This is a genomic window from Robertkochia aurantiaca (assembly GCF_020166495.1).
Lineage (GTDB): Bacteria > Bacteroidota > Bacteroidia > Flavobacteriales > Flavobacteriaceae > Robertkochia > Robertkochia aurantiaca.
The window spans coordinates 1-21075 of sequence record NZ_JAINZS010000002.1 but is presented as its reverse complement, the minus strand read 5'-3'; the positions used below and the strand labels follow the sequence as shown (position 1 = coordinate 21075).

The window sequence follows — 21075 nt, the reverse complement described above, 5'->3', positions numbered from 1 at the left end:
TCATTCTGCGACATGAAATATAAATTGAGTAATTGGTTGAAGAAAGGTCAACCATAACAAAAGAGCCGGATAATATTCCGGCTCTTTTGTTTCATTGAATGATTAAAATTACTGAGATCTTTCTATTACTAACTTGTTATTCGTTATTGTACCGTCTTCACTTTCTGTTACCAGTATATAGGTTCCCTTATTAAGTCCTGATAGCGGTAAGCTATAGAATAAAACGGTATCGGAGCTTCGGGCGTCAAGATAAGAGGCAGGTTCAAAGCTTCTCATTAATCGTCCGGATATATCGAATAAAGATATACTGGTAACAGGATTTTGTTTGTTTTCATGCGTTAGTGTCACCTGGTAACTTGCCGGGTTGGGGTAAAGGGAAACCTGAAGATCATACTCTGGTTCCTCCGGGTCAAAAATACCGCCATCTTCACCCATTAATTCCAGGGCATAAATGTTTACCGAGTTTCCGTGACTGTTCAGAGATAACTTCATTTCTCCATTATTTACCGTTGCAGGTATTCGTAGCATCCCCCCCTGGCCTGAAGAGAACCAATTGGTTATATTAATATTTTCAGAGATAATGTTCCCTTCTATTTCTATATCGCATATCTGGGGATCATTCATGTCATAATTCCCATTATTACCTATGTAAAGATTTACGGTGTAATCGCCGTCTGGAATCCTGAAAGTGAAGATCATTTTATTTTCTCCCGGAGGCATGTACCGGTCAGAGCTATACAGTTCGCTAAATGTGGTTTTATCTATATATGCGGGTATGGAACCATGGCGGAGGTCATAATCCATAGCACTGGTCAATCGGTTGATCCCGCTGCTTATACCGTACTTTTCGTTGGTGTAACTTCCATTTTGTGGTATAGGCTCCCAATCGGGTCCATTATCTGTGGCCGGCAGTAGTTCTGAAGATCCGGCATTTAATCTTAATACCGGAACTTTACCAGCCTCCTCTGTTACCTGAGCTATAAGATCGATGGTAAAAGGTGAATTGTTTCCGTTATGCGTAATTTCGAGTACTGCGTTCTTTTCTCCTGTTAATGGGTTAGGAGTAAAATCCAGTACCAAAGGTTCAGACGAGCCTTCCTCAAGTGCTATGGGAAGAGAAGATTGAAGGGAGAAAGCTTCTTTGTCTTTTCCCGTAATTTCCATGGCTGTAATAACAAGTTCAGTACCGATGTTCTCACCCTGATACATGAGAGTCAACTCTTTACTTACAGCAGGATCACCGATCATGACACTGCCAAAATCAAGAACCTGTGCAGGATCTGTTACCAACCCGGGCAAGGTTTCATCTTCGACCGTGATGGAAATGGTTTCTGTATCTGTTAAGCCTACAATGTCTGTCACTGTTAGGGTAACCTCATATATTCCCACCTGGGTAAAAGTATGTACCGGATCAGCTTCTTCTGAAGTGTTACCATCTCCAAAATCCCATGAATAAGAAGCTATTCCCAGGTCATCAACGGAGGTGCTGCCCGTGAAGGAAACCTCCAGAGGAACCTCACCCGAAAGGGGAGAGGCAGTAATCAGGGCTACCGGAGGGGTGGTTTTTCCGATATTTATACCAAATACTTCAATGGCAGCGATCAGAGGTTGTCCCTTTCCGCCATCTGACGGAAGTGATGAAAGATCGATATTCAGATTATTGTCAGAGACATTTATCGAAAACACCTCTTTAACAGGTTTATCAACTCCGGCTATTTCAAAAATATCGTAGTCATTCAGAACCAATCCATTTTCCAGCCATACGTCGAATTTACGCTTATTCGGTTTTTTGTCGTCGTCATCATTATTCGGGTCATCATCTTCGTTGTCATCTGTTCCATCTCCGTCTTTATCAGAAAATTCATTTTCAATAAAATGTAAGACCAAATTGTAGGTCCCGTTTGGCAGCGGAATTTCGTAGTTCAACTCTTTTGTATCAGAAGTTCTTATGGTCTGATATAGTTCAGGAACACTGTTGCCGACGAATGATTCAATAATTCCGTTTTCGAAATAAATATCCTCATTGAATTCATTACCACTGTAGGTGATTTCCGGTCCGCCTGAATTAATCCTTAGAACGATATTTCCGGCATTTACCGGATACTCAACCACGATGTTCTGGATAGTCGTATCGGTATTACCCTGTTCATCGGTCACGGTAAGTTTTACCTGGTACCCTCCGGGATATTTAAATGTATGGGTAGGATTCATTTCTGTACTGGTTGTGCCGTCGCCAAAATCCCATAAATATTCTGTAATAGCATAGCTGCTAAATGATGCTTCAGCCGAAAAGGAGACTTCAAAAGGTGCTGTCCCGGAATTGCCGTCTGTTGTTATAACAGCTATTATATCATCAACAGGGCTAACCGAGATTAGAAGCGTATCAGAATCTGATTGCCCGAATTCATTTTCGACTGTAAGAACAGCCTCATATTCCCCAGGAGATTCATAAGTATGAATAGGGTTTATTTCGTCGCTGGTCGTTTCGTCACCAAAGTTCCACAGGTAAGTCGTAATTTCATAGCTACTGGTTGAAGCGTTTCCGTCGAACTGTATTTCAAGAGGAGCTTGACCCGTTTCCGGAGTCGCTAAGGCTATAGCTTCAATATCGTTAACAGGTTCAATTTTAATGGCCAAGGTATCAGAATCAGATTGGCCTATTTCGTCTTCAATTGTGAGTATAACGCGATATTCACCAGGGTTTTGAAATGTGAAAGTAGGGTTTGCCTCTTCAGATGTTGATAAGTCATCTCCAAAGTCCCAGAAATAAGAAACAATCCCTAATTCAGAAACACTTTCATTACTGTTGAAGGCCACTTCCAGAGGGGCAATTCCTTCAATTGGATCTGCTGATGCTCTAGCATTTAATTCCGGAGCTGGTTCAACTATGATCTCCTGGACAGCTTCAGCCTGATTTCCTTCTGAATCGGTTACTTTCAAAACCGCTTGGTACGTTCCTTCGTTTTGGTACGTAAAAGTTGTGTCTGCCTTTTCCGAATAATCCCCGGTGCCGAAATCCCAGTTGTATTTTTCAATTGCATTGGTTCCGGATGAGTTACTACCTTTAAACGTAACCATTAGTGGGGCATAACCTTGAACAGGCTCTGCCTCTAAAGAGGCTTCCAGACTGATCATGTCTTTAACCTCCATGATTTCTATCGCATTAACCTGCGGATTCTCTAATTCATGAATAAAGGAGATCGAAAGGATTCCATCACTTACAGAGACAGGCAGACTTAGCATTCCGCCTGAGGCGAAACCGAATGCCTCGACGGGATCAAAATTATCGATTACCGTATTCCCTTCCAGTTGGATATCAAAAACTCTTGTACCCACTGAACTGGTACCCTCAAAGGATGTTCCCATAAAAAGATTCACCTGGTAGTCACCATCTGGGAGTGGTATGTCAAAAGTCATTTCAGGTAATTTCTGCGGATCGTATCGCTCCGTGCCGAAGATGCCATTGAACGTATTTTGATCAATATAATCGGGCAAAGACATATGTCGTGCTTCAAATGTAAGGTTGGTCGTAGTATTGTTTCCGGTATTAACCGAATACGCTTCGGTTTCATATAAACCATTTGTCGGATTACTTAACCAGTCCGGCCCCTGATCGGTAGCCATTAAATCTTCAGCTCCTCCGGCATTGATCCTCAGATAGGATGTTACAGATTCCGGACTATTATTTACAAAAATTGTCAAATTATCCTGATCAGTATTCCCGGCTTCATCTGTTATGGTTAGCACGACTGTAAAAACACCGGCTTGTTCATACTGATGAGTTACATTTGATCCTTCGGCAGAATTACCGTCACCGAAATCCCAAAGGTAAGTGGTGATAGGCGAGTCAGATTCAGATAAAGAAGCATCGAAGTTAATGTCTAAAGGAATGGTGCCTGATTCAGTATTGGAAGTTGCCACAGCTTTTATCTCAGACATTTCTGTAGTTCCCAGTATTTCTACAGCATAAATAACAGGGTTCTCAACCTCTCTTGAAAAATATATATCGAGTTCACCGTCTTTTAGGGTTACTTCAGAAGTGATCGCTCCGGCTACCTTGTGGCCGAATGTGGCAACAGGGTCAAAATTGTTGATGATCTGTTCACCTTCTATCAAGATATCGAATACTCTTGAGTTCACCGTCGAGGTACCTTCGAAACTGTTTCCCAGGTAAAGTCTCACTTTGTAATCTCCGTTTGGAAGAGGAATTTTAAATTCCATTTCTTCTCCTGATGCCGGGTCATATCTCTCAAAGGAAAAGAGCTCTTGAAAGGTGTTAAGGTCAATGTACTCAGGAATAGAAGAATCTCTGGCTTCGAATGCAAAAGTTGCATTGGTGTTTGTTCCTGTGTTCACCTGGTACGCATCGGTTAAATATGCACCATTTACAGGATTAGCCAGCCAGACGGGACCGTCATCTGTGGAAGCAAAATCGTTAGGCCCTGCGGCATTGATTCTGAATACGGGAAAATAGTCATCTCCTGAAATTTCATTGACCGAATTAAGGTCGACGACGATTTCTTTAGAGTTATTATAGGTTATTGTCAGCTTTGCATTATCACCGGCATTAGTCCCGAGATGGTTAATAGTAATGGATCTTTTGCTGTTGGGTTCCAAGAGGAAGTTTTTAGTTGGTGACTCTACGATGTCAAAAAGTTCCGGATTGGCTCCTGAAAGTATAATGTCATTTATAAATACTGCCTGATTACCATTCTGACTTTCGAGATTTAATTCCCCACTACCTTTGGCAATTATTTCAATTTCCAATGGAGTTAATAATGTACTCTCGGTAATAACATCACCCGAAGGGATACCGTAGTTGTAAAACTCCATGAGCTTTTGACTACCTCCTCCTCTTTCAGGTGATCCTCCCGTAATAAAGATTCCGTTTCCTGAAACGATCGATTGCGTTCCATGTCTCCCGGCATTCAAATCGGCTGCCTGGCTCCAGGTTCCGGAGACAGGTTCGAATACCTCGGTAGAAGTTAAAGCGAAATCTTCGGCTTTGACTTCACCTCCGGTAATGTATACTTTATTCTGAAACAGTGCTGCAGCCGCACCTGCCCTAGGGGTAGGGATATTAGAGCCGGCAGGAAGTGTTTTCCAACTATTGGTCGTTATATCGAATACATCGACCTCCGGGATAAGAGGAGCGAAATACCCCCCGTCTCCACCTGAGAGACGACCTGCAATGGCATATATTTCATTTTGATACACTACTGCCTGAAAGTGATCTCTGGCATGGGGCGCATCTTCCAGAACGGTCCATTCCCCGGTAAAGGTATCATAGCTGTCAACCCATGGTACATATCCACCGTTGTGACCGGAAGTATTTCCTCCGATAAGGTAGAATTTACCGTCCTTGAAAGCTACTCCTGCAGATCCGCGGCGTCTTTGTTCCGGGATTTCAGGCCCCTGGAACCATTGATTATTCAGCGGATCAAAGATCCATATATGACTCATGGGTATTTCGTCTGGAAAATTATTGTCCTGAAAACCTCCCATTACCCATATAAGTCCCTCGTGACTCACTGCCTGAACATGATTGAAGTCAAAGGGCAGTGAGTTCGGAAGTGTAGACCAGCTGTCTGTTTTATAATTATAAACATCCATGTCCTTTGGACTTTGGCGACCTCCGAAGAGAAAGAATTTTTCCCCGGCCTGTACAAAGGAATTTTCGCTTCTGGCGGTATAATTGGTGTTTTCACCATATAATGTCCATTGATCATCGAAGGTACCTATAGCCCATAAAAATGTGGTGGAAACCGATTCAGATGATGGTTTTGATACGGTGATTGTAACTTCATGTACGCCATTACCTTCAACGCCCCCGGTGAGTGCGCTCTCTTCTATGATACCAATGATCTGGCCATTGGTGCTTTCAATAGAGATACCATTGGGTTGACCGGAAATATCGTAGGTGAAATTTTCTTCCGGAGAACCTCCTGATGCGGTAACACTTAATTCGGGAATGTTTCCAACCTCATCATATTGGTCAGCTATTTCGGCTACCGTAATATCGCTTTGTTGGTCTCCGTTACCTTTGATGTGAATAGCCGATACCTTAGGCCTGTTAACACCTCCTTCATTAGCTTCAGCTGAAAAATACAGGTCTAGATTTCCATCTTCGACTGTTGTAACGAAAGATTTAATAACAGCGGTGAGGGAGCCTGCATCTTTAACAATATCGAAATCGTTCAGTACGAGGTCATTCTCTATGTAAACATCGAATATTCGCTTTCCGGATGATTCAAAGAAGATTTCGGCGAAATGGAGGTCAACGGTATAATTTCCGTTTGGTACCGGGATCTGATATGCGAATACCGGAGGGTTGGCATTTCTTTCGGTTTCATAGATTGCAGGCAAATCGAGACCGGTTTTCTTATAAGTGGTTCCACCTGAAAAATAATCATCTGCCTCGAATGTAATTCCATCAAAGATTTCCTCGGGCCCACCGGCATTAATTGCCAGACTAAAGTCATTATTCGGAATTGATTCGTTGACTGTTATCGTAGTTGAAGCGCTGTCTGTATTTATACCATCACTAACTGTAAGGAGTACCTGATAAATACCCGGGGACTCATATAAGTGATCTGCAATTGCGGAAGAGGAGGTATTTCCATCTCCAAAATTCCAGTAATATTCGGTAATTCCGTTAACAGCACTGGATCCCGTGGCATCAAACGTAACTTCCAGCGGTGCAATTCCTGAGTTAAGATTACTTTTTATTACTGCTGTAACTCCGGTAAAACTCTCTTGTGTGAGAATTTCTATGGCATTGATATTCGGGTTTTCAGTATCATGATTAAATGATAGGTTCAGCACTCCATCTGTAATGGTGGCCGGAATTGATACAGTTCCCGCTACAGCAAAGCCAAAAGATTCTACCGGATCGAAATTGTCGACCTTAATCTCGTTTTCAATGAGTATATCGAATATCCTGCTCCCAGGGCTGTTTGTTCCTTCAAAACTCGTACCTAAATAAAGTCTTATAACGTAATCGCCGTTTTCCAAAGGAATGGCAAATTCCATTTCCGGAGCGCTGCCCGGGTCATATCTTTCCTGATCAAAAATGGCATCGAAGGTAGCTTCATCTATGTATTCCGGAATACTGTTGTCTCTGGCACCGAAAGCAAAGCTAGAATTATAAACGTTTCCTGTGTTCACAGTGTAGTTCGTTCGGATACCACTTCCGTTAAAATTGTTCTCTGTCCAGTCAGGTCCGGAGTCGCTGCTGTTGACGTTACCACCCCCTGCATTGATTCTAAGGATTGGTTTTAAGACAGCAATGTCTGCAAATTCAACCTTGAGAGGTATGGAAAGGGGGGAGTTGACTCCCGAATGCTGAATTTCTAAAGTAGCGGTGTAGATCCCCAAATTGCTCTTTGGTTCTGCCATGACCGAAATTTGTTTTTTGGCACCCGGGGCAATAGATAGAGGCGAATTGGTGCCAACAATAAAGATGTTTTCAGAATCATTCAGCACATTAATAGCGGTAATTTCTACGGTCTGGTCTTCTGCTCCGCCTTCATTGATGGCCTCGATACTGAGTTCAGCCCCACTACCATCTATAGAAAGTTGTCCGAAATCTAACTCATTGGGGGTAACAGAAAGAGTGTTAGGTTGATCTTCGGTTACATTCAGAAAATCCCAGGTAGCGGTAAAGGGAGATGAAGAACTCCCGGATGTGCTGATTATTCCGACAGCCAGCCCCATATTATCATCCGCATTAAACCAGTCTGGGTTTAGCTTGACGGGAATCCCGACAGATTGAAGGGTTTTTCCGTTGTCAAGGGAGTATGATATATAGGCTATCTGATTTGATGGATTGACGCCGATATATAAGTCAACCCCGGCGGCGCCTGTTAAACCGGGAATATCATAACTGTTTTCCTTTATCTTTCCTTCGTCTTCTGTGTATATTAGAATTCCTGATACTTCATCTGAAGAATTGGTTCCTTCGTTTATGGCAACCATCAAGAAGTTGTCCTGGTCACCATTACCCAGGAAAATACCGTAAGATTGTCCTTGCAAGGGTGCACTACCATCGAAAGGTGTTTCTATTTTTCCATGTAAGGTAAACGGATTAGAGGTATCATCGACATTGACCCCAAACTGAAAGGCATATTCTTGATTGTTAGACTCTCCCATTGCAGTCCCCGAACTGGTTTCATCTACGGTGGCTTTTCCTCCGGCTCCGCCAAAGGACATGTTGTCGGTATCAAATAAATCAAGATACTCCGTTTCAGAATCAAGACTTAGCATAAGTCCGGTAAAACCGAGTCCAAAAAATCCTGTACCGGGGTCATTGTTCCAAAATGGATGATCTACCGGTAATTCGGTCGTCAAACCATTATCCGGATCGATCACGAAAGGATCTTCGCTGTCTATGATGCCGTCATTATCATCATCCTCATCCATTAGATCGGATATAAAATCACCGTCAGCGTCCTTGGGTTTACTCCCGGCAGAACATGGATCGGTTTTATTTAATGACTCGTCTTCATTGGTAAAACCATCGAGATCGTAATCTGCCAGGGGATCGTATTTGGATTCGCCCTCCTTAGGACATTCACCAAAATCTGCGGGTTCAAAAACGGTAATATCGTCTGCTCCGTAAGTGGCTGCCCAAATGGTTCCCGGGAAAATATCGTCATCCCCCTGGGCTATAACATCGAGGGGAATGCTTCCAAAACCCGTTAAGAATTCATTGTCTTTTTCTTCGAGACCATTCCCGCTAGAATTCAATTTATACCAGTTTATATCTCCATTAAAGGAGGCTGCAAGCAATGATCCCTTTAAGGCGCCGCTGAAGTTGGATGCGGTGTATTCGCACATTCCGTTGGTGGAAGACTTTACGAAATCAAGTATTCTGATACCGGGTGCATTCTGATCATCGGTTGTATATTCGGCCTGCCTGGGATCATCAGGAAAATCGGCCATGCTGAAACTGTTCTGAAAATATCCTGATACTCCCGAAATCAGATCAGCCCAATCATAAGAACCTGATTCTACCCATTCATCACCATTGTACTCATATTCAATAACACCTGCCTGTCCGGGGAATGCACGAATTGGCACCGGGTGACCGGCATAATAGGAATTAAAGGAATCTGTTATATTTCCAACGAAATGCAATTGATCACTGTGGGTTTTGCCGTTCGAGTAATTAAATTCATTGGTCACATAATCACCGTCAGAAGCATCGAAGGTGGTGGATGAATCATCTCCCTTAAGATTACCTTTTTCTGTTCTTATTACCGGTGGTCCGCCCCAACCTCCGTTGGGACCGTTATCGTAGGTGTAAATATTACCGTTTTCCGTAACCACCACATCATATGCGTTTCGGTATCCCGGGGAAAAGATCTGTACAGGCCCTGCATTTTCTGAAAATGCCTGGTTCAACCCATTGTTTCCTCCAAAAGGATCTCCAATATCGATGGTTGCGTTATATAGTGGATGACCTGATTCATAAGGAAAGTCAGGATGATCGTTATCGATATCTTCACGTTCCGGATCATTCAGGGTTGGAAGATCATAAATAAACCTGGTGACCCCATCGCGTTGATCTGTATAGGGCCCACCATTCGAATTCTCCATGGTTTCCAGTTGACTGAGATTTATCACCAGTAGAGCACCGGCCAGATAATACTCTGAAGACCCCGCAAAATTATTACTCGGAGCTCCCATATTGGTATTTCCGCCTTGCTGGATAAAAAGAAAAGTCTCCCCGTTTAATTCAAAGAGATCCATTCCATTGGTTGAGTGATTTTCTTCACAACGGGGCAACCCCCTGACCAGGTCTGTTTTCACCCATGAATTACCGTCCCAGCGCAGCCGGGTCAGAATTCCGGAATTCGTGTCAAGGTTGATATCATTTCCGGGCTCGTTCTTACCCCCGATTCTCCAGTCGGATGAGGTGACATAAAGAATTGGATTTTCAGGGGTTCCTGCAGCCAATATGCCTGTGATCTGACGTGTTTTTGTACTGTTTATCTCTCCATCGTCATTGTGATTAGGGGTGTTATTCGCTATCAGGCTTATGGTATTATCATCAACTATGGTGTAGGTACCATTACCCGGTTCTGCATCATCCCTTTCGATGGTATATTCCCAGATCAGACCATTTTGTTGAGAAACATATAATTTACCGTTCGGGGCAAAATCAAGTGAAGTGGGATTATTTACCTTTTCCCCTACAAGGCCTGTGGAGCCCCAGCTTACATTTTGAGAAAAAACCGGAGAAATTACCAGGAAAGAAAAAAGAAAAATAACCGTACAAAACAGTGAGTTGCTTTTACCTTCAGAATATTGTTCATTGCTTTTTAAGAGTAAAGATCGAATCATACACCACGTATTAAATCATTAGTGATTTAAGGTGCTATGAATCAATTTAATAGAGGAGGTAAGTGCTATTGTGTCAAAAGTCAACATTATTTGCCTAACCCTTTGGGTTATATCGATTAAATAGAGCAATTTTCGTTAAAACTACCTTAACCTGAAACAGCTTATTTTTTGCTATTTATATTCGAAATTTAACGCTACAAAAGCCTATGATTTTCTTTGAAAACTTTGTGCTGGAGTACTGACTTTTATGGCTGTGAATCATCAGCATACATAACTGAAAGAGCTTGGTAGTCTGTTTTTCCGTTTTTGGTCAATGGCATCTCTTTGACGAATTGCAGTTTAACAGATGAAGGGTGTATTTTAAATTTCTCAAATAGCGATTGCTTCACGTTTTGGAAAGCCATGGGGTCTCCCACTATGGAAACAAGAATGAATTTGTCCTCAATATTGTCGCATGCCAGAGAGGCCCCCGGACACTCTTCTTTTAAGAAACGTTCCAATTCATCCAGGTTAATTCGGTTGCCGAAAAGTTTTACGAATCTTTTCAGTCTTCCTACGATATAGAAGAATCCCTCTTCATCCTGACGGGCAATATCGCCGGTTCTTAGCACAGGGATGTTTTTATAAGACTTCAGGTCTTCCATACTCGTTGCATAACCTCCAAAAATGTTAGGGCCTTCATATAGCAATTCATGATTCTCGCTATCGATATATAGTTTTCCGTTTTTGACGGGAGTTCCGATTGAATTTATTTTTGCGGGAAGTTGGTCGTAAGGTACATAGGAAATACGTGCAGAGGCTTCCGTCTGTCCGTACATGATATAAAACTCTTTATCTTTTTCTTTGCTGTACGTATAGAATGCTCTTTTCAGGGGTTCGCTTAAATTTCCTCCGGCCTGAGTAAAATACCTTAACGATGGCAGGTCTTTGTTCCGAAAACCTATACGATCTAAAAGTTCATAAACAAAAGGAACCCCGGCTAGCGTACTATAACCATATTTGTTGAATCCCGTCCAAAATTCAGGACTGATAATGTCCGGAACGTTGGTTACCAGAGTGCAACCCTTCAATAGGTTAGAATGTAAAACAGAAAGGCCATAGGAGTAATTTAATGGAAGGTTCAGAGGTACTGTATCTGATCTTTCTATAGGTAGATAGGAAGCGATTGAATCGGCGTTTGCCCAGAGATTTTCACCAGAAAGTTTGACAAACTTCGGGGATCCCGTGGTGCCTGAAGTAGATAGGAGCACCTTTATTCTCGGATCGATTTTACCAGTTGAACCCCGGTCATATATGAAAAAGGATAAACCGATCTCATGGTTTGTAATGGCAAGTTGTTTTGTATTCGGGATCTTATTTCTTTTTGGGTCAAAAATCAGGTTAGGACGATATTTGGACTCCAGATCAGTTTTCAGCGAAGCCTCTAAATCATTTTTAAGCAGTGCCAGGGTTAGCCCTGTATTTAACAAGCTTAAATAAGCGATTACATCATCAAGTGAATTATTGATATATAAAAATGCAAGACCGGATCGAAAAGGCAAAGCATCTGTAATTTCCCCTTCGAGGAGCAATTCTGTAAGCAGGTGTTTCGTACCTGATTCAGCGTTTACCAGAGTGATACTATCTTTTTTATATAATATGTGATGAATGCCTGACAATATTATGAAGGTTTCTTTAGGAGGTTCTTATCGAGAAATAAAAGGATATTGCTGAAACTATTCATTTCAACCATCTGATCGGAAGGAATAGATATTTCAAAGGTTGTTTCTATTTCATTTATCAGTATCATATGACTTATAGAATCCCATTCAGGGATTTCTTTGTAGCCCAGGTGAGGGGTGACCCGGGATTTATCGATCGAAAGCGCTCGTTCAAAGACTGCGATTAACTCTTTTTTGGTATTCTGATCTATGCTCATAGTAATTGTTTTATCAGCTCATTTTTCGTGCAGGTAAACCAAAGTAGGTACCGGATTCATGTATCGATTTCAAAACGGTCGTATTCACACCTATGAATACTTCATCACATATTTCTAATCCCGGAGAGATAGTGGCTTTGGTACCCATATAAACCTTTTTCCCGACTTTTGAACCACCACCGATATCAGATCTTGGCATGAGGGATGAAAATTCTCCGAGTGTTGAATCGTGCCCTACAATGGTTTTTAAATTTATAAGGCAGTAATCTTCCACCAGACAATTACAGCCTATATGTACATCAGGGCAAATAACAACGCCCTTTCCTATTATCGTGTTGAAGCCTATGGTAGTGTCATTTGCAATAAAACTAATGATCTCTGCCCGGGACTGCAATTTTGCAACGATACGCTCGCGTTGCTCTATATTGCCAATTGCCAGAATGACCCGGTCATCCGGCTCAAAAAGGTAATCATCAACATTCCCCACTACCGACAACCTGCTGAATTTGTTATCAAGAGCCCCGGGGTTGTCATCGATATAACCTTCTAAAGAACAGCTCCCGTTTTTAAAATCAGGGTGACTCTCAGCATAAAATTCAATTTGTCTGCCAAGACCGCCTGCTCCAACAATGAATACTTTCTTTTGCATGAAGACGTAGATATTAGTATGAAAATACGGCAAAATTTCTGATCAACTCCTGATCCTGTAGATAGGCTTGTACACCAATCTGAACAGATTCATGAACGGATACATCAGCTGCTTTCTGTTAAAGATATAAGTTAAAATTTTATAAGCGGGTCCTTCAAAGTCCTTTCCACCGAAATAATCCAGCGGATATGCCTGTATATCTTTGAATTTTGACAGTTTTTCCGGGATGGTATCGATGGGAAGATTAGACTTCATCAAACGTACCAGCAGAAAGAACACAAATGACTGTTGTCTTACCTTGATGCGCTGCCAGCACTGAGCAAAAAGTTTATCATTTTTAGGTATATTATCTAATAGTTCATCGAACTCGAAAGTAGCATGTTCTATATCTGATATCAATTTATTATAATGTTCCGGCTTTTTACTGGTCATAGCTGAATTCGGATTGACCATGTATCGGTATACATCGATTTTTATATAACCGAAGCGTTTGGTTTGCATGAACATTTTAGGGGTAAGGATCGAATCCTCCATCCAGCGGCCCTCGATGAATTCAAATCCATTTTCGAGCATAAAGCTTTTACTGATCAAATACCACCATACGGTATTGCGGTAGTTCGTTCGGGCTAAAAATTCAGGACCACTTGAAACTCTTGTTTTCAGATTATTTTTATTCAGGTCTGTTCTGGACTGTTTTAAGTCAGTTTTTTTTGTTTTTTCAAATCCAAACCCTAAGATCTCCAGCATATTGTTTTCGGCTTCATGCAATAAGACCGGATACACATTAGAAGCGATATAGTCATCGGGATCTACAAAATGCAGATATCTACCTTTGGCCTCTTTTAAACCGGCATTTCTTGCAGCACCGGCTCCGCCATTTTTTTTATTCAATAATCTGATCTGTTCAAAGCTGTTCATGTATGACTCGGCGATCGCTACGGTATTGTCGGTCGATCCATCATTTACGATGATTATTTCATAATCATTTGAACTTAATCCCTGATCGATCAGACTATCAAGGCACCTTGACAGGTACTTTTCCTGATTAAAAGTGGGGAGTATTACACTGAGTTTCATATTGTTGAGGGGATTAGGTTTTACTTCCGGTAAATCGTTCCATCGTAACGCTTGGAGAAGCTGATACTCCATCGGCTTTTAATACTTTTAAAACGGTAAGCCACAGGGTTTTTAAATCGGTATATAGTGAACAGTTTTCTACATACCATACATCGTAAGCAAACTTTTCTTCCCAACTTATGGCGTTTCTCCCGTTAACCTGAGCCCATCCTGTTATACCGGGCCTGACTTCATGTCGTCTGGCCTGAAAATCGTCATAAAGCGGCAGGTATTCCGGTAAAAGAGGTCTGGGGCCGACCAGGCTCATATCTCCTTTTATCACGTTGATCAGCTGTGGCAGTTCATCTAAGGATGTTTTACGAATAAAACCGCCAAATGGTGTGATACGGTCTTTATTAGGCAACAGGTTTCCATTAGAGTCTTTTTTATCATTCATGGTCTTGAACTTTATGATCCTGAAAAGCTTTCCATTCAACCCAGGGCGTTTTTGCAAGAAGAAGGGCTTCCCTTCGTTTGCAAATAATAAAATGAACAAAACCAGTATAAAGATGGGAAAGAGTACCAGGAAAGCTAGAATGCTCACTATAAGATCGAAAACCCGCTTTATACTATTTTTGTACACTACCTTGTTTTTGAGTGATTTAAAGGTAGCAGAAGCAGATTTCGGCATTTAAAATTATTGGATGAACTGCGTATAAACTTGTTAAAGCATTTCTTTGACTTTGGCCTGATTTTTTTTATCGACGATCTCTGCAAATTGCCGGCATAGTAAAGACTTATCATATTTTTTTTCAGCCAGATTTCTGGCATTTTCGCCCATTGTATTGCATAGATCAGGATTTTCTGAAAGATAAATAAGTGTCTTTGCCAGATCAGAAGAATCCATGGGATCAACGTAGACTCCACAGTTATTTTCTTTTACCAGTGTACGGGTCCAACCGGGAGAATTCACTATAATAGCTTTCCCGGCAGAAAGCGAGTCGAAAAGCTTATTGGGAGAATTGGTAGCAAGAATTGGTATATTGGAAAAAGTGACAAGGGAAACGTCTGCAAGGTTAACTATCTCAGACAATTCCTCCATGGGAACTTTATCAAAGAACTTAATATTATGGATGTTTTCATCTTTACATTTCTTTTGCATTTCTTCTTTGGAGGCTCCATCCCCCAGGAAAAAGATTTCAATACGATCTTTTTTTAATTCGATAAGCTTTTTTCCTGCCTCGATAATATACGGAATATCATTGGCAATGTTCATAGCCCCAAAATAGATGGCTTTAAAACTGTCATTTCTCAACCCCATATGTTGTTGTAATTTCAAGTCTTTGGGTCTTCGCCAGAATTTGTCAATTTTTGACATGTTAGGGATGGTTGATATTTTGAGTGGATCAACATTCCGATTTAAAATACCCTCCTTCATTCCCGGAGACAGAGCGATGATATGGAGAGAGTTTCTATAAATAACTTTTTCTAACCAAAGTGCAGTTTTTTTCAGAATTGGATTTTTTAAACCACCCATTTGAATAGGTACCTCTGGCCAAAGATCTCTTACTTCAAAAACATAGGGTATGTTTTTAAATTTTTTGAGAACTAAAGCAGGAATACCTACGGTTAATGGTGTTGAAGTAGCTATCACAAGGTCTACATTCTTTATATTTAATGCCTCCGGAGTCGATCTCACTACAAATTGTATAAATGCCTTGTATCGCTCATAAATACTCATTTTACCACTGTCATAAATAACATTCAAATAGATTACTTCAATCCCATCGATGTATTCGATTTCTTTTTTCTGAGTAAGTGGTTTATTTGAGGTTAACATCGTCACCTGATGCCCCTGATCGATAAGTTCCCGGGCAATCCAGTAGGATCTTGTACCTCCTGGATCTTCAGGAGTTTTGAAGAATTGATGAATGTAAAGGATTTTCATTAATGAGGTTTTTATATAAATCGAAATAGGTTTTGGCAATATATTTCCATGAGAAGGGTTCCAAATCTATACCCGGTATATTATAACTGGAATAATTCTCAATGGCTTCTATGAGAGCTTTCTTAATTTGGTCACTGTTTTTGCCGGATATTACAGGACCATAGGGATTTCGGATAAGACCGTCTATTCCTTCATTTTTCATATGCAGAACAACCATACCCTGACTTAATGCCTCTAGATAGACCAACCCGAAAGTTTCACCCCAAGAGGGTAATACAAATATGTCATGAGCCCGGTATAATCCTTTCAATTCATTGCGGTCATTCACCATCCCTAGGTAATTCATGAAATTATATTCATTACAGCGCCTTTTTACTTTTGATGATAAACTTCCCTTTTGCCCGACAAGCGATAACTCGATCTGACATCCTTGATTATTAATATCTACTATTGCGTCGATTAAAGACAGAGCATTCTTTCTTTTGTTGAAGGTGCCTGCATATAAAACCTTTTTGGCACTCAGGCTCCGGTTGAGGTATCGATCACTTAACCAATAGTCTTCGACACCATTGGGAATAATCACTGATTTAGATTCAAATTCTTTCAGATGATTCTGAAGAAATCGTTGTCTGAATGTTTTTTTCTTCAGTACAGGAGTAAGAAAAATGATTGCATCAGCATTTTTAAGAATTTTTAATGCCAGACCGTGCAGGTCAGGACGAAACCTGAAAAAGATATTGATGTCTGTTGATCGCACCGCAACGATATAGGGAATATCTCTAGTGGTTTTTAATTTTAAGGCAATGGCTCCGTCACTAAACAGAGTTGTTGCATGTACGAAGTCGAATTTTTCAATAGAATTTCGGGTTGTGAGATCGCGATATAGCAATTGAATCTTGGCCCTGAAAAACAGTCTTAGAAGTAAAGGGATTCTTATCGATTTTATAAGCTTGAAGGGGTAAAAATTTGCTGTAGGTGGTTGTTTTTTCCGATCAGGATAAAAAACAGTTTGAGAGATATGTAATGCAGAAAGTTGACAATAAAGATTCTGATGTACCTTACTTCCCTGAAAATCATTACATAAATGCAGACATCTCATTTCTTAAAGATTTCGGTATTAATAGAGTGAAATTGTGTATTAATTGATGTTCTAAAAAACTTATATGTTGTAATACCTATTTTAACCGATATTTCGTTCAATAGGTCTAAATTACTCAAGTATCTGAATTTCAGCATCTAAATTCTACTAAATTTAATCCAAATCGTAGAAGGCATGAAGGTTGTTTTGAAACTGGAACTAACATGCAATTTTTATGCGAATAAGGCTTCTTCCAATACCCGCCTGATAATCTGGTAAGGCGTATCTTTTAGCAGGAGATTAAAGTGAATAATCAGTTGGTATTGAAGGTATAAATCATAAATAATTATTGAAAATGATTGCAATACATTTTGATAATAAAGACGATTTTAGCACTTCTTGGGTGGCTTATTGTGAAAAAAACGGGGTCCCTTTCAAGCTGGTCAATTGCTATGAAAATGATATTTTCGAACAACTCGATGGCTGCGATTGCTTGTTATGGCACATTGAAAATTTTGATTACCGGGAGCAAATTTTTGCGAAGTTCCTTATAAAATCATTAGAAGAAAAACAAATAAAGACGTTCCCTAATTACGATACTGTCTGGCATTATGATGATAAAGTGGCACAAAAATATCTTCTTGAATCGGTAAATGCTCCGCTGGCGAAGTCCTACGTATTTTATTCCGAAAAGGAAGCTCGTTCTTGGGCAAAACAAACATCATATCCGAAGGTATTTAAGTTAAGAAAGGGGTCTGGCTCTAAAAATGTTTTGCTTGCCAAAAGCTTTAAGCAAGCCGATAAATTGATTTCAAAAGCATTTAGTAAAGGCTTTCCTACGTTGGATATGAAGGTTATTCTTAAAGAACGAATACGCAAATACAAGAACAAAAAGGAATCATTATTAGGGGTTATGAAGGGGATTGTTCGTTTATTTATAGGAGTTCCTTTTAGAAATATGAGTCCTAATGAAATGGGTTATGCATACTTTCAGGACTTCCTTCCGGGAAATGATCATGATCAAAGAATTATTGTCATTGGAAATCGGGCTATAGGTTTAAAAAGAATGGTGCGGGATAACGATTTTCGGGCCTCAGGTAGTGGAAATTTTTTTTACGACAGGGAATTATTTGACGAAGAGTTTGTGAAGATTGCTTTTGAATTGAATCGTAAGCTTAATTTCCAGTCCATGGCTTACGATTTTGTGTATGATCAGAAGGGTAAGCCAAAAATTGTAGAGATCTCATATTGCTTTAATAAAGTAGTTTATTATGATTGCCCGGGATATTGGGATGAACAACTAAATTGGCATGAAACCAAAGTTATTCCTGAGGAATGGATGGTGGAGGATCTAATCAAGAATTTAAATGCGCACGTTTCTTCGTAAACTTCATATTTTCCTGCTATATCTTCTGGTCTTTTCAGTTACATTTGAAAATTGGGATCCGATGAGCTTTGGCAGTCTTTCCATAACCAAGATTACGAGTGTTTTTTACATTCTATCCTGGGTGCCTTTTTTCAGATCGGATTTTAGTTGGTCGTTTATCAAACCTTTTTTGATTCCTTTAATTCTATTTACGCTCTGGGCTGTTTTTACGACAACCGTAAACAGTTATTTTGCAGATTCTATTAGTGACATTTATGATAGTCGTCTCCTTCAGCTGATTATTTTAATGGCTTTGATAGCCGTACACCTCTATGGCGGGCAGGTAAAAGCTGAATATGTCTTATTAACATTTGTAGCCAGTGTTTTATTAATGTATATACTTTACTTGGCAGGAACGGGAGTCTCGTTTGTAAATGGTCGTATTCTCATATTTGGAGAAAATCCAAATCTCATAGGTGTAAAGGCTGTTATTGCATTTTTAATTGTTTTATCGTTTCTCTTAAATGAACCTTTAAACTGGAAGCTGAAGACAATGGGAGCCCTCTTGTTATTACCCTTCCTAAATCTGGTGATATTGTCTGCTTCAAGGGGTGCTTTGCTTTCCCTTTTTTTAGGAATACTTTTAATGGTTTTTACAATGGATATTGGGTTTTGGAAAAAATTCTTATTAGGAATTTTGGGATTGTTTTTTTCTATCTCATTTTTCAATTTCATTTTGGAAACCAACCCCTATTTTAAGAAGAGATTATTGACCACTATAGAAACGGGTGATATTGGAAGAAACGATCTTTGGGTAGCAGCGGTCAGGATAATTTATGAGAATCTGTACCTGGGTGTTGGTCTACCCGGAGATAAAGCTATGATGTTTAAGTATAGTGGTAGATTCATAGATCCCCATAATGTTTTTTTATGGATATTGATGACTACGGGAATAATCGGTTTTTTGTTTTTTATGATTTTCCTGGCAAGGGTTGGTTTTTCAATCTTTCAATATTTTCGTGAGACTGGAAGAATCGTTTTCATAATTGTATTCTTTATTATTCTTTTAAACATGGCAAAGGCAGGAGGCGGTATAACAAAAATTATCTTTTGGTTTCTTTTTGCTATTTTAATTGGTGCTTCCCATAAACCTCAGCAAACATATAAGACCTAATAAAGCTAAATCTGTTTCAATGAAATTATTGGTTCTATCGAATAATTATCCATCCCCTGATAATCCAAACAGAGGTGTATTTGTATATAATTTGGTTCAGGAGTTTTGTAAACTGGGGTGTCAAGTCACTGTTATAGCACCCAGAAAGCCATTCATTTTAAAAAGCAAGGGGAAAGCTTCCAGTTATGGAAAAGAAAGAGCCGTTGTATTCCGCCCGAATTTTTTATCCGCTTCAGCCAAAAGTGTCTTTGGATTCAACACTTACCGAATAAGCGAATTTTTGCAGGTGAAAGCAATTTCATCCTGCATAAGAAAGAATAAAATAGAATTTGATGTAGCCTATGCTCATTTTCTGAATAATGGATTAATCGGGGTTAAAGCACTTGAAAGAAATGGGAAACCGATATTCGTTGCTCTGGGAGAAAGTAATCTCGACGAAAGGATAAAACTTTACTCTAAGACTTTTCTTCAGAAGAATTTGTCAAAGATTTCAGGATTCATTACAGTTGGACCCCAACTAAGCCGCAGATTGGAAGAGCTAAATGTGCCTCCGAGTAAAATCGAACTCATTCCTAATGCAGTAGATCATAGGATTTTCTATCCTCATGACAAGGAAAAAATGCGTCGAAAATTTGGATTGCCCAAGAATTTAAAACTATTGATATTCGTTGGGAGATTCACCTGGCATAAAGGGCCTGGTAGAATAATTGAGGCAATAGCTCAATTGAATGATGTCGGAATAATTTTAGTAGGGAGTGGGAAGGAAGAATATAAAAGTGATAAGATAGTTTTTCAGAATAGAGTGCCATCTTCCCAGGTGCCCGAATTATTAAGTGCAGCCGATGTATTTGTGCTACCCACGCTTCGGGAAGGTTGTTCAAATGCAATCGTAGAAGCAATGGCTTGTGGACTACCTGTTATTTCTTCAGATATTGAAGAGGTTCGTGTTCAATGTAAACAGTCTTATTCAATTTTGGTTGATCCCTTGAATATAAAAGAATTGGAAAAGGCCATATCTCGTATAATATATGACGATAATTTACTTGATAAAATGTCATCTCAGGCACTTAAAGATTCGGTAAATTATGATCTTCAGAAGAGGGCAAATTCAATATTGAATTTTGTAAAAAAGAGTATTTCTGAATTCAATCATAAGGTTGCTCAGGATTGCAGTTAGTAATGTAACCAATAAAAAAGCCGTGGAAATATTTTCCGCGGCTTTTATATTATTTATTGAGAATGAGATTACGGTTGCTCGGGATAAACAGGGCTTCCGTCAGACAGGATTTTAGCATTCAGCGCAGCAATCCCTATGGCTTGAGTACCATAGACCTTGATGTTTTCATCTTCGATTCCTGTTATATATTCATTCTTAATTTTATTTTGAACCTCTTGATTATATTTCCCCAAGTTCAACCACTCATGGCTTCTGTATTGCTTTTCTAATCCTCCGGTTCCGTCTACATTATACATGAGATCGCTTCCGTTGCTGTTGGGCATAATGATTTTCAGAAAAGTGTTGGCCAGAGCGTTGATATC

General features: G+C 40.0%; 12 protein-coding genes. 3 read left to right on the top strand and 9 right to left on the bottom strand.

Annotated elements, in window-relative coordinates; all coding sequences use genetic code 11:
- Positions 1-108: 108 nt before the first annotated feature.
- The 8 genes from K7R10_RS15305 to K7R10_RS02520 form a co-directional block, all read right to left on the bottom strand.
- On the bottom strand, positions 109-10347 hold the full coding sequence (locus K7R10_RS15305) for a malectin domain-containing carbohydrate-binding protein (RefSeq protein ID WP_304621894.1): 10239 nt from the start codon (positions 10345-10347) through the stop codon (positions 109-111).
- Between the two features lie 245 nt (positions 10348-10592).
- Positions 10593-12005, bottom strand: coding sequence for an AMP-binding protein (locus tag K7R10_RS02550; RefSeq protein ID WP_224483122.1), 1413 nt, complete (start codon positions 12003-12005; stop codon positions 10593-10595).
- Between the two features lie 2 nt (positions 12006-12007).
- Complete coding sequence (locus K7R10_RS02545; RefSeq protein WP_224483121.1) at positions 12008-12265, bottom strand: acyl carrier protein; 258 nt, start codon at positions 12263-12265, stop codon at positions 12008-12010.
- 13 nt (positions 12266-12278) lie between these two features.
- A complete protein-coding gene (locus K7R10_RS02540; RefSeq protein ID WP_224483120.1) occupies positions 12279-12914 on the bottom strand; it encodes an acetyltransferase in 636 nt (211 codons plus the stop codon).
- A gap of 42 nt (positions 12915-12956) precedes the next feature.
- Entirely contained in the window at positions 12957-13991 is a 1035-nt protein-coding gene (locus K7R10_RS02535) for a glycosyltransferase (protein ID WP_224483119.1), read from the bottom strand.
- Between the two features lie 13 nt (positions 13992-14004).
- Positions 14005-14613 (bottom strand): sugar transferase, encoded by a 609-nt coding sequence (locus K7R10_RS02530; protein ID WP_224483118.1) that lies wholly within the window; start codon positions 14611-14613, stop codon positions 14005-14007.
- An 81-nt stretch (positions 14614-14694) separates the two neighbouring features.
- On the bottom strand, positions 14695-15918 hold the full coding sequence (locus K7R10_RS02525; protein ID WP_224483117.1) for a glycosyltransferase family 4 protein: 1224 nt from the start codon (positions 15916-15918) through the stop codon (positions 14695-14697).
- Positions 15878-17017, bottom strand: a complete 1140-nt coding sequence (locus tag K7R10_RS02520; RefSeq protein WP_224483116.1) for a glycosyltransferase family 4 protein — start codon at positions 17015-17017, stop codon at positions 15878-15880. Before K7R10_RS02520 ends, K7R10_RS02525 begins: the two co-directional genes overlap by 41 nt.
- Before the next feature lie 334 nt (positions 17018-17351).
- On the opposite strand from K7R10_RS02520, the gene K7R10_RS02515 reads away from it, so the two are divergent.
- From K7R10_RS02515 to K7R10_RS02505, 3 genes are all read left to right on the top strand, one after another.
- Positions 17352-18383, top strand: coding sequence for an ATP-grasp domain-containing protein (locus K7R10_RS02515; protein ID WP_224483115.1), 1032 nt, complete (start codon positions 17352-17354; stop codon positions 18381-18383).
- 169 nt (positions 18384-18552) lie between these two features.
- Positions 18553-19536: an O-antigen ligase family protein gene (locus K7R10_RS02510; protein WP_224483114.1), complete on the top strand. Its 984-nt coding sequence runs from the start codon at positions 18553-18555 to the stop codon at positions 19534-19536.
- 19 nt (positions 19537-19555) lie between these two features.
- Positions 19556-20713, top strand: coding sequence for a glycosyltransferase family 4 protein (locus K7R10_RS02505; protein ID WP_224483113.1), 1158 nt, complete (start codon positions 19556-19558; stop codon positions 20711-20713).
- A 68-nt stretch (positions 20714-20781) separates the two neighbouring features.
- Here the strand turns inward: K7R10_RS02505 and K7R10_RS02500 are convergent.
- Positions 20782-21075 (bottom strand): hypothetical protein (locus K7R10_RS02500; RefSeq protein WP_224483112.1); only part of this gene is annotated, 294 nt, incomplete at its 5' end.

What these genes read in the sequence shown, in the direction of transcription:
- K7R10_RS15305 (WP_304621894.1), bottom strand. Translation starts at nt 10,347, where the DNA reads ATGATTCGATCTTTACTCTTAAAAAGCAATGAACAATATTCTGAAGGT.
- K7R10_RS02545 (WP_224483121.1), bottom strand. Translation starts at nt 12,265, where the DNA reads ATGAGCATAGATCAGAATACCAAAAAAGAGTTAATCGCAGTCTTTGAA.
- K7R10_RS02540 (WP_224483120.1), bottom strand. Translation starts at nt 12,914, where the DNA reads ATGCAAAAGAAAGTATTCATTGTTGGAGCAGGCGGTCTTGGCAGACAA.
- K7R10_RS02535 (WP_224483119.1), bottom strand. Translation starts at nt 13,991, where the DNA reads ATGAAACTCAGTGTAATACTCCCCACTTTTAATCAGGAAAAGTACCTG.
- K7R10_RS02525 (WP_224483117.1), bottom strand. Translation starts at nt 15,918, where the DNA reads ATGAAAATCCTTTACATTCATCAATTCTTCAAAACTCCTGAAGATCCA.
- K7R10_RS02520 (WP_224483116.1), bottom strand. Translation starts at nt 17,017, where the DNA reads ATGAGATGTCTGCATTTATGTAATGATTTTCAGGGAAGTAAGGTACAT.
- K7R10_RS02515 (WP_224483115.1), top strand. Translation starts at nt 17,352, where the DNA reads ATGATTGCAATACATTTTGATAATAAAGACGATTTTAGCACTTCTTGG.
- K7R10_RS02505 (WP_224483113.1), top strand. Translation starts at nt 19,556, where the DNA reads ATGAAATTATTGGTTCTATCGAATAATTATCCATCCCCTGATAATCCA.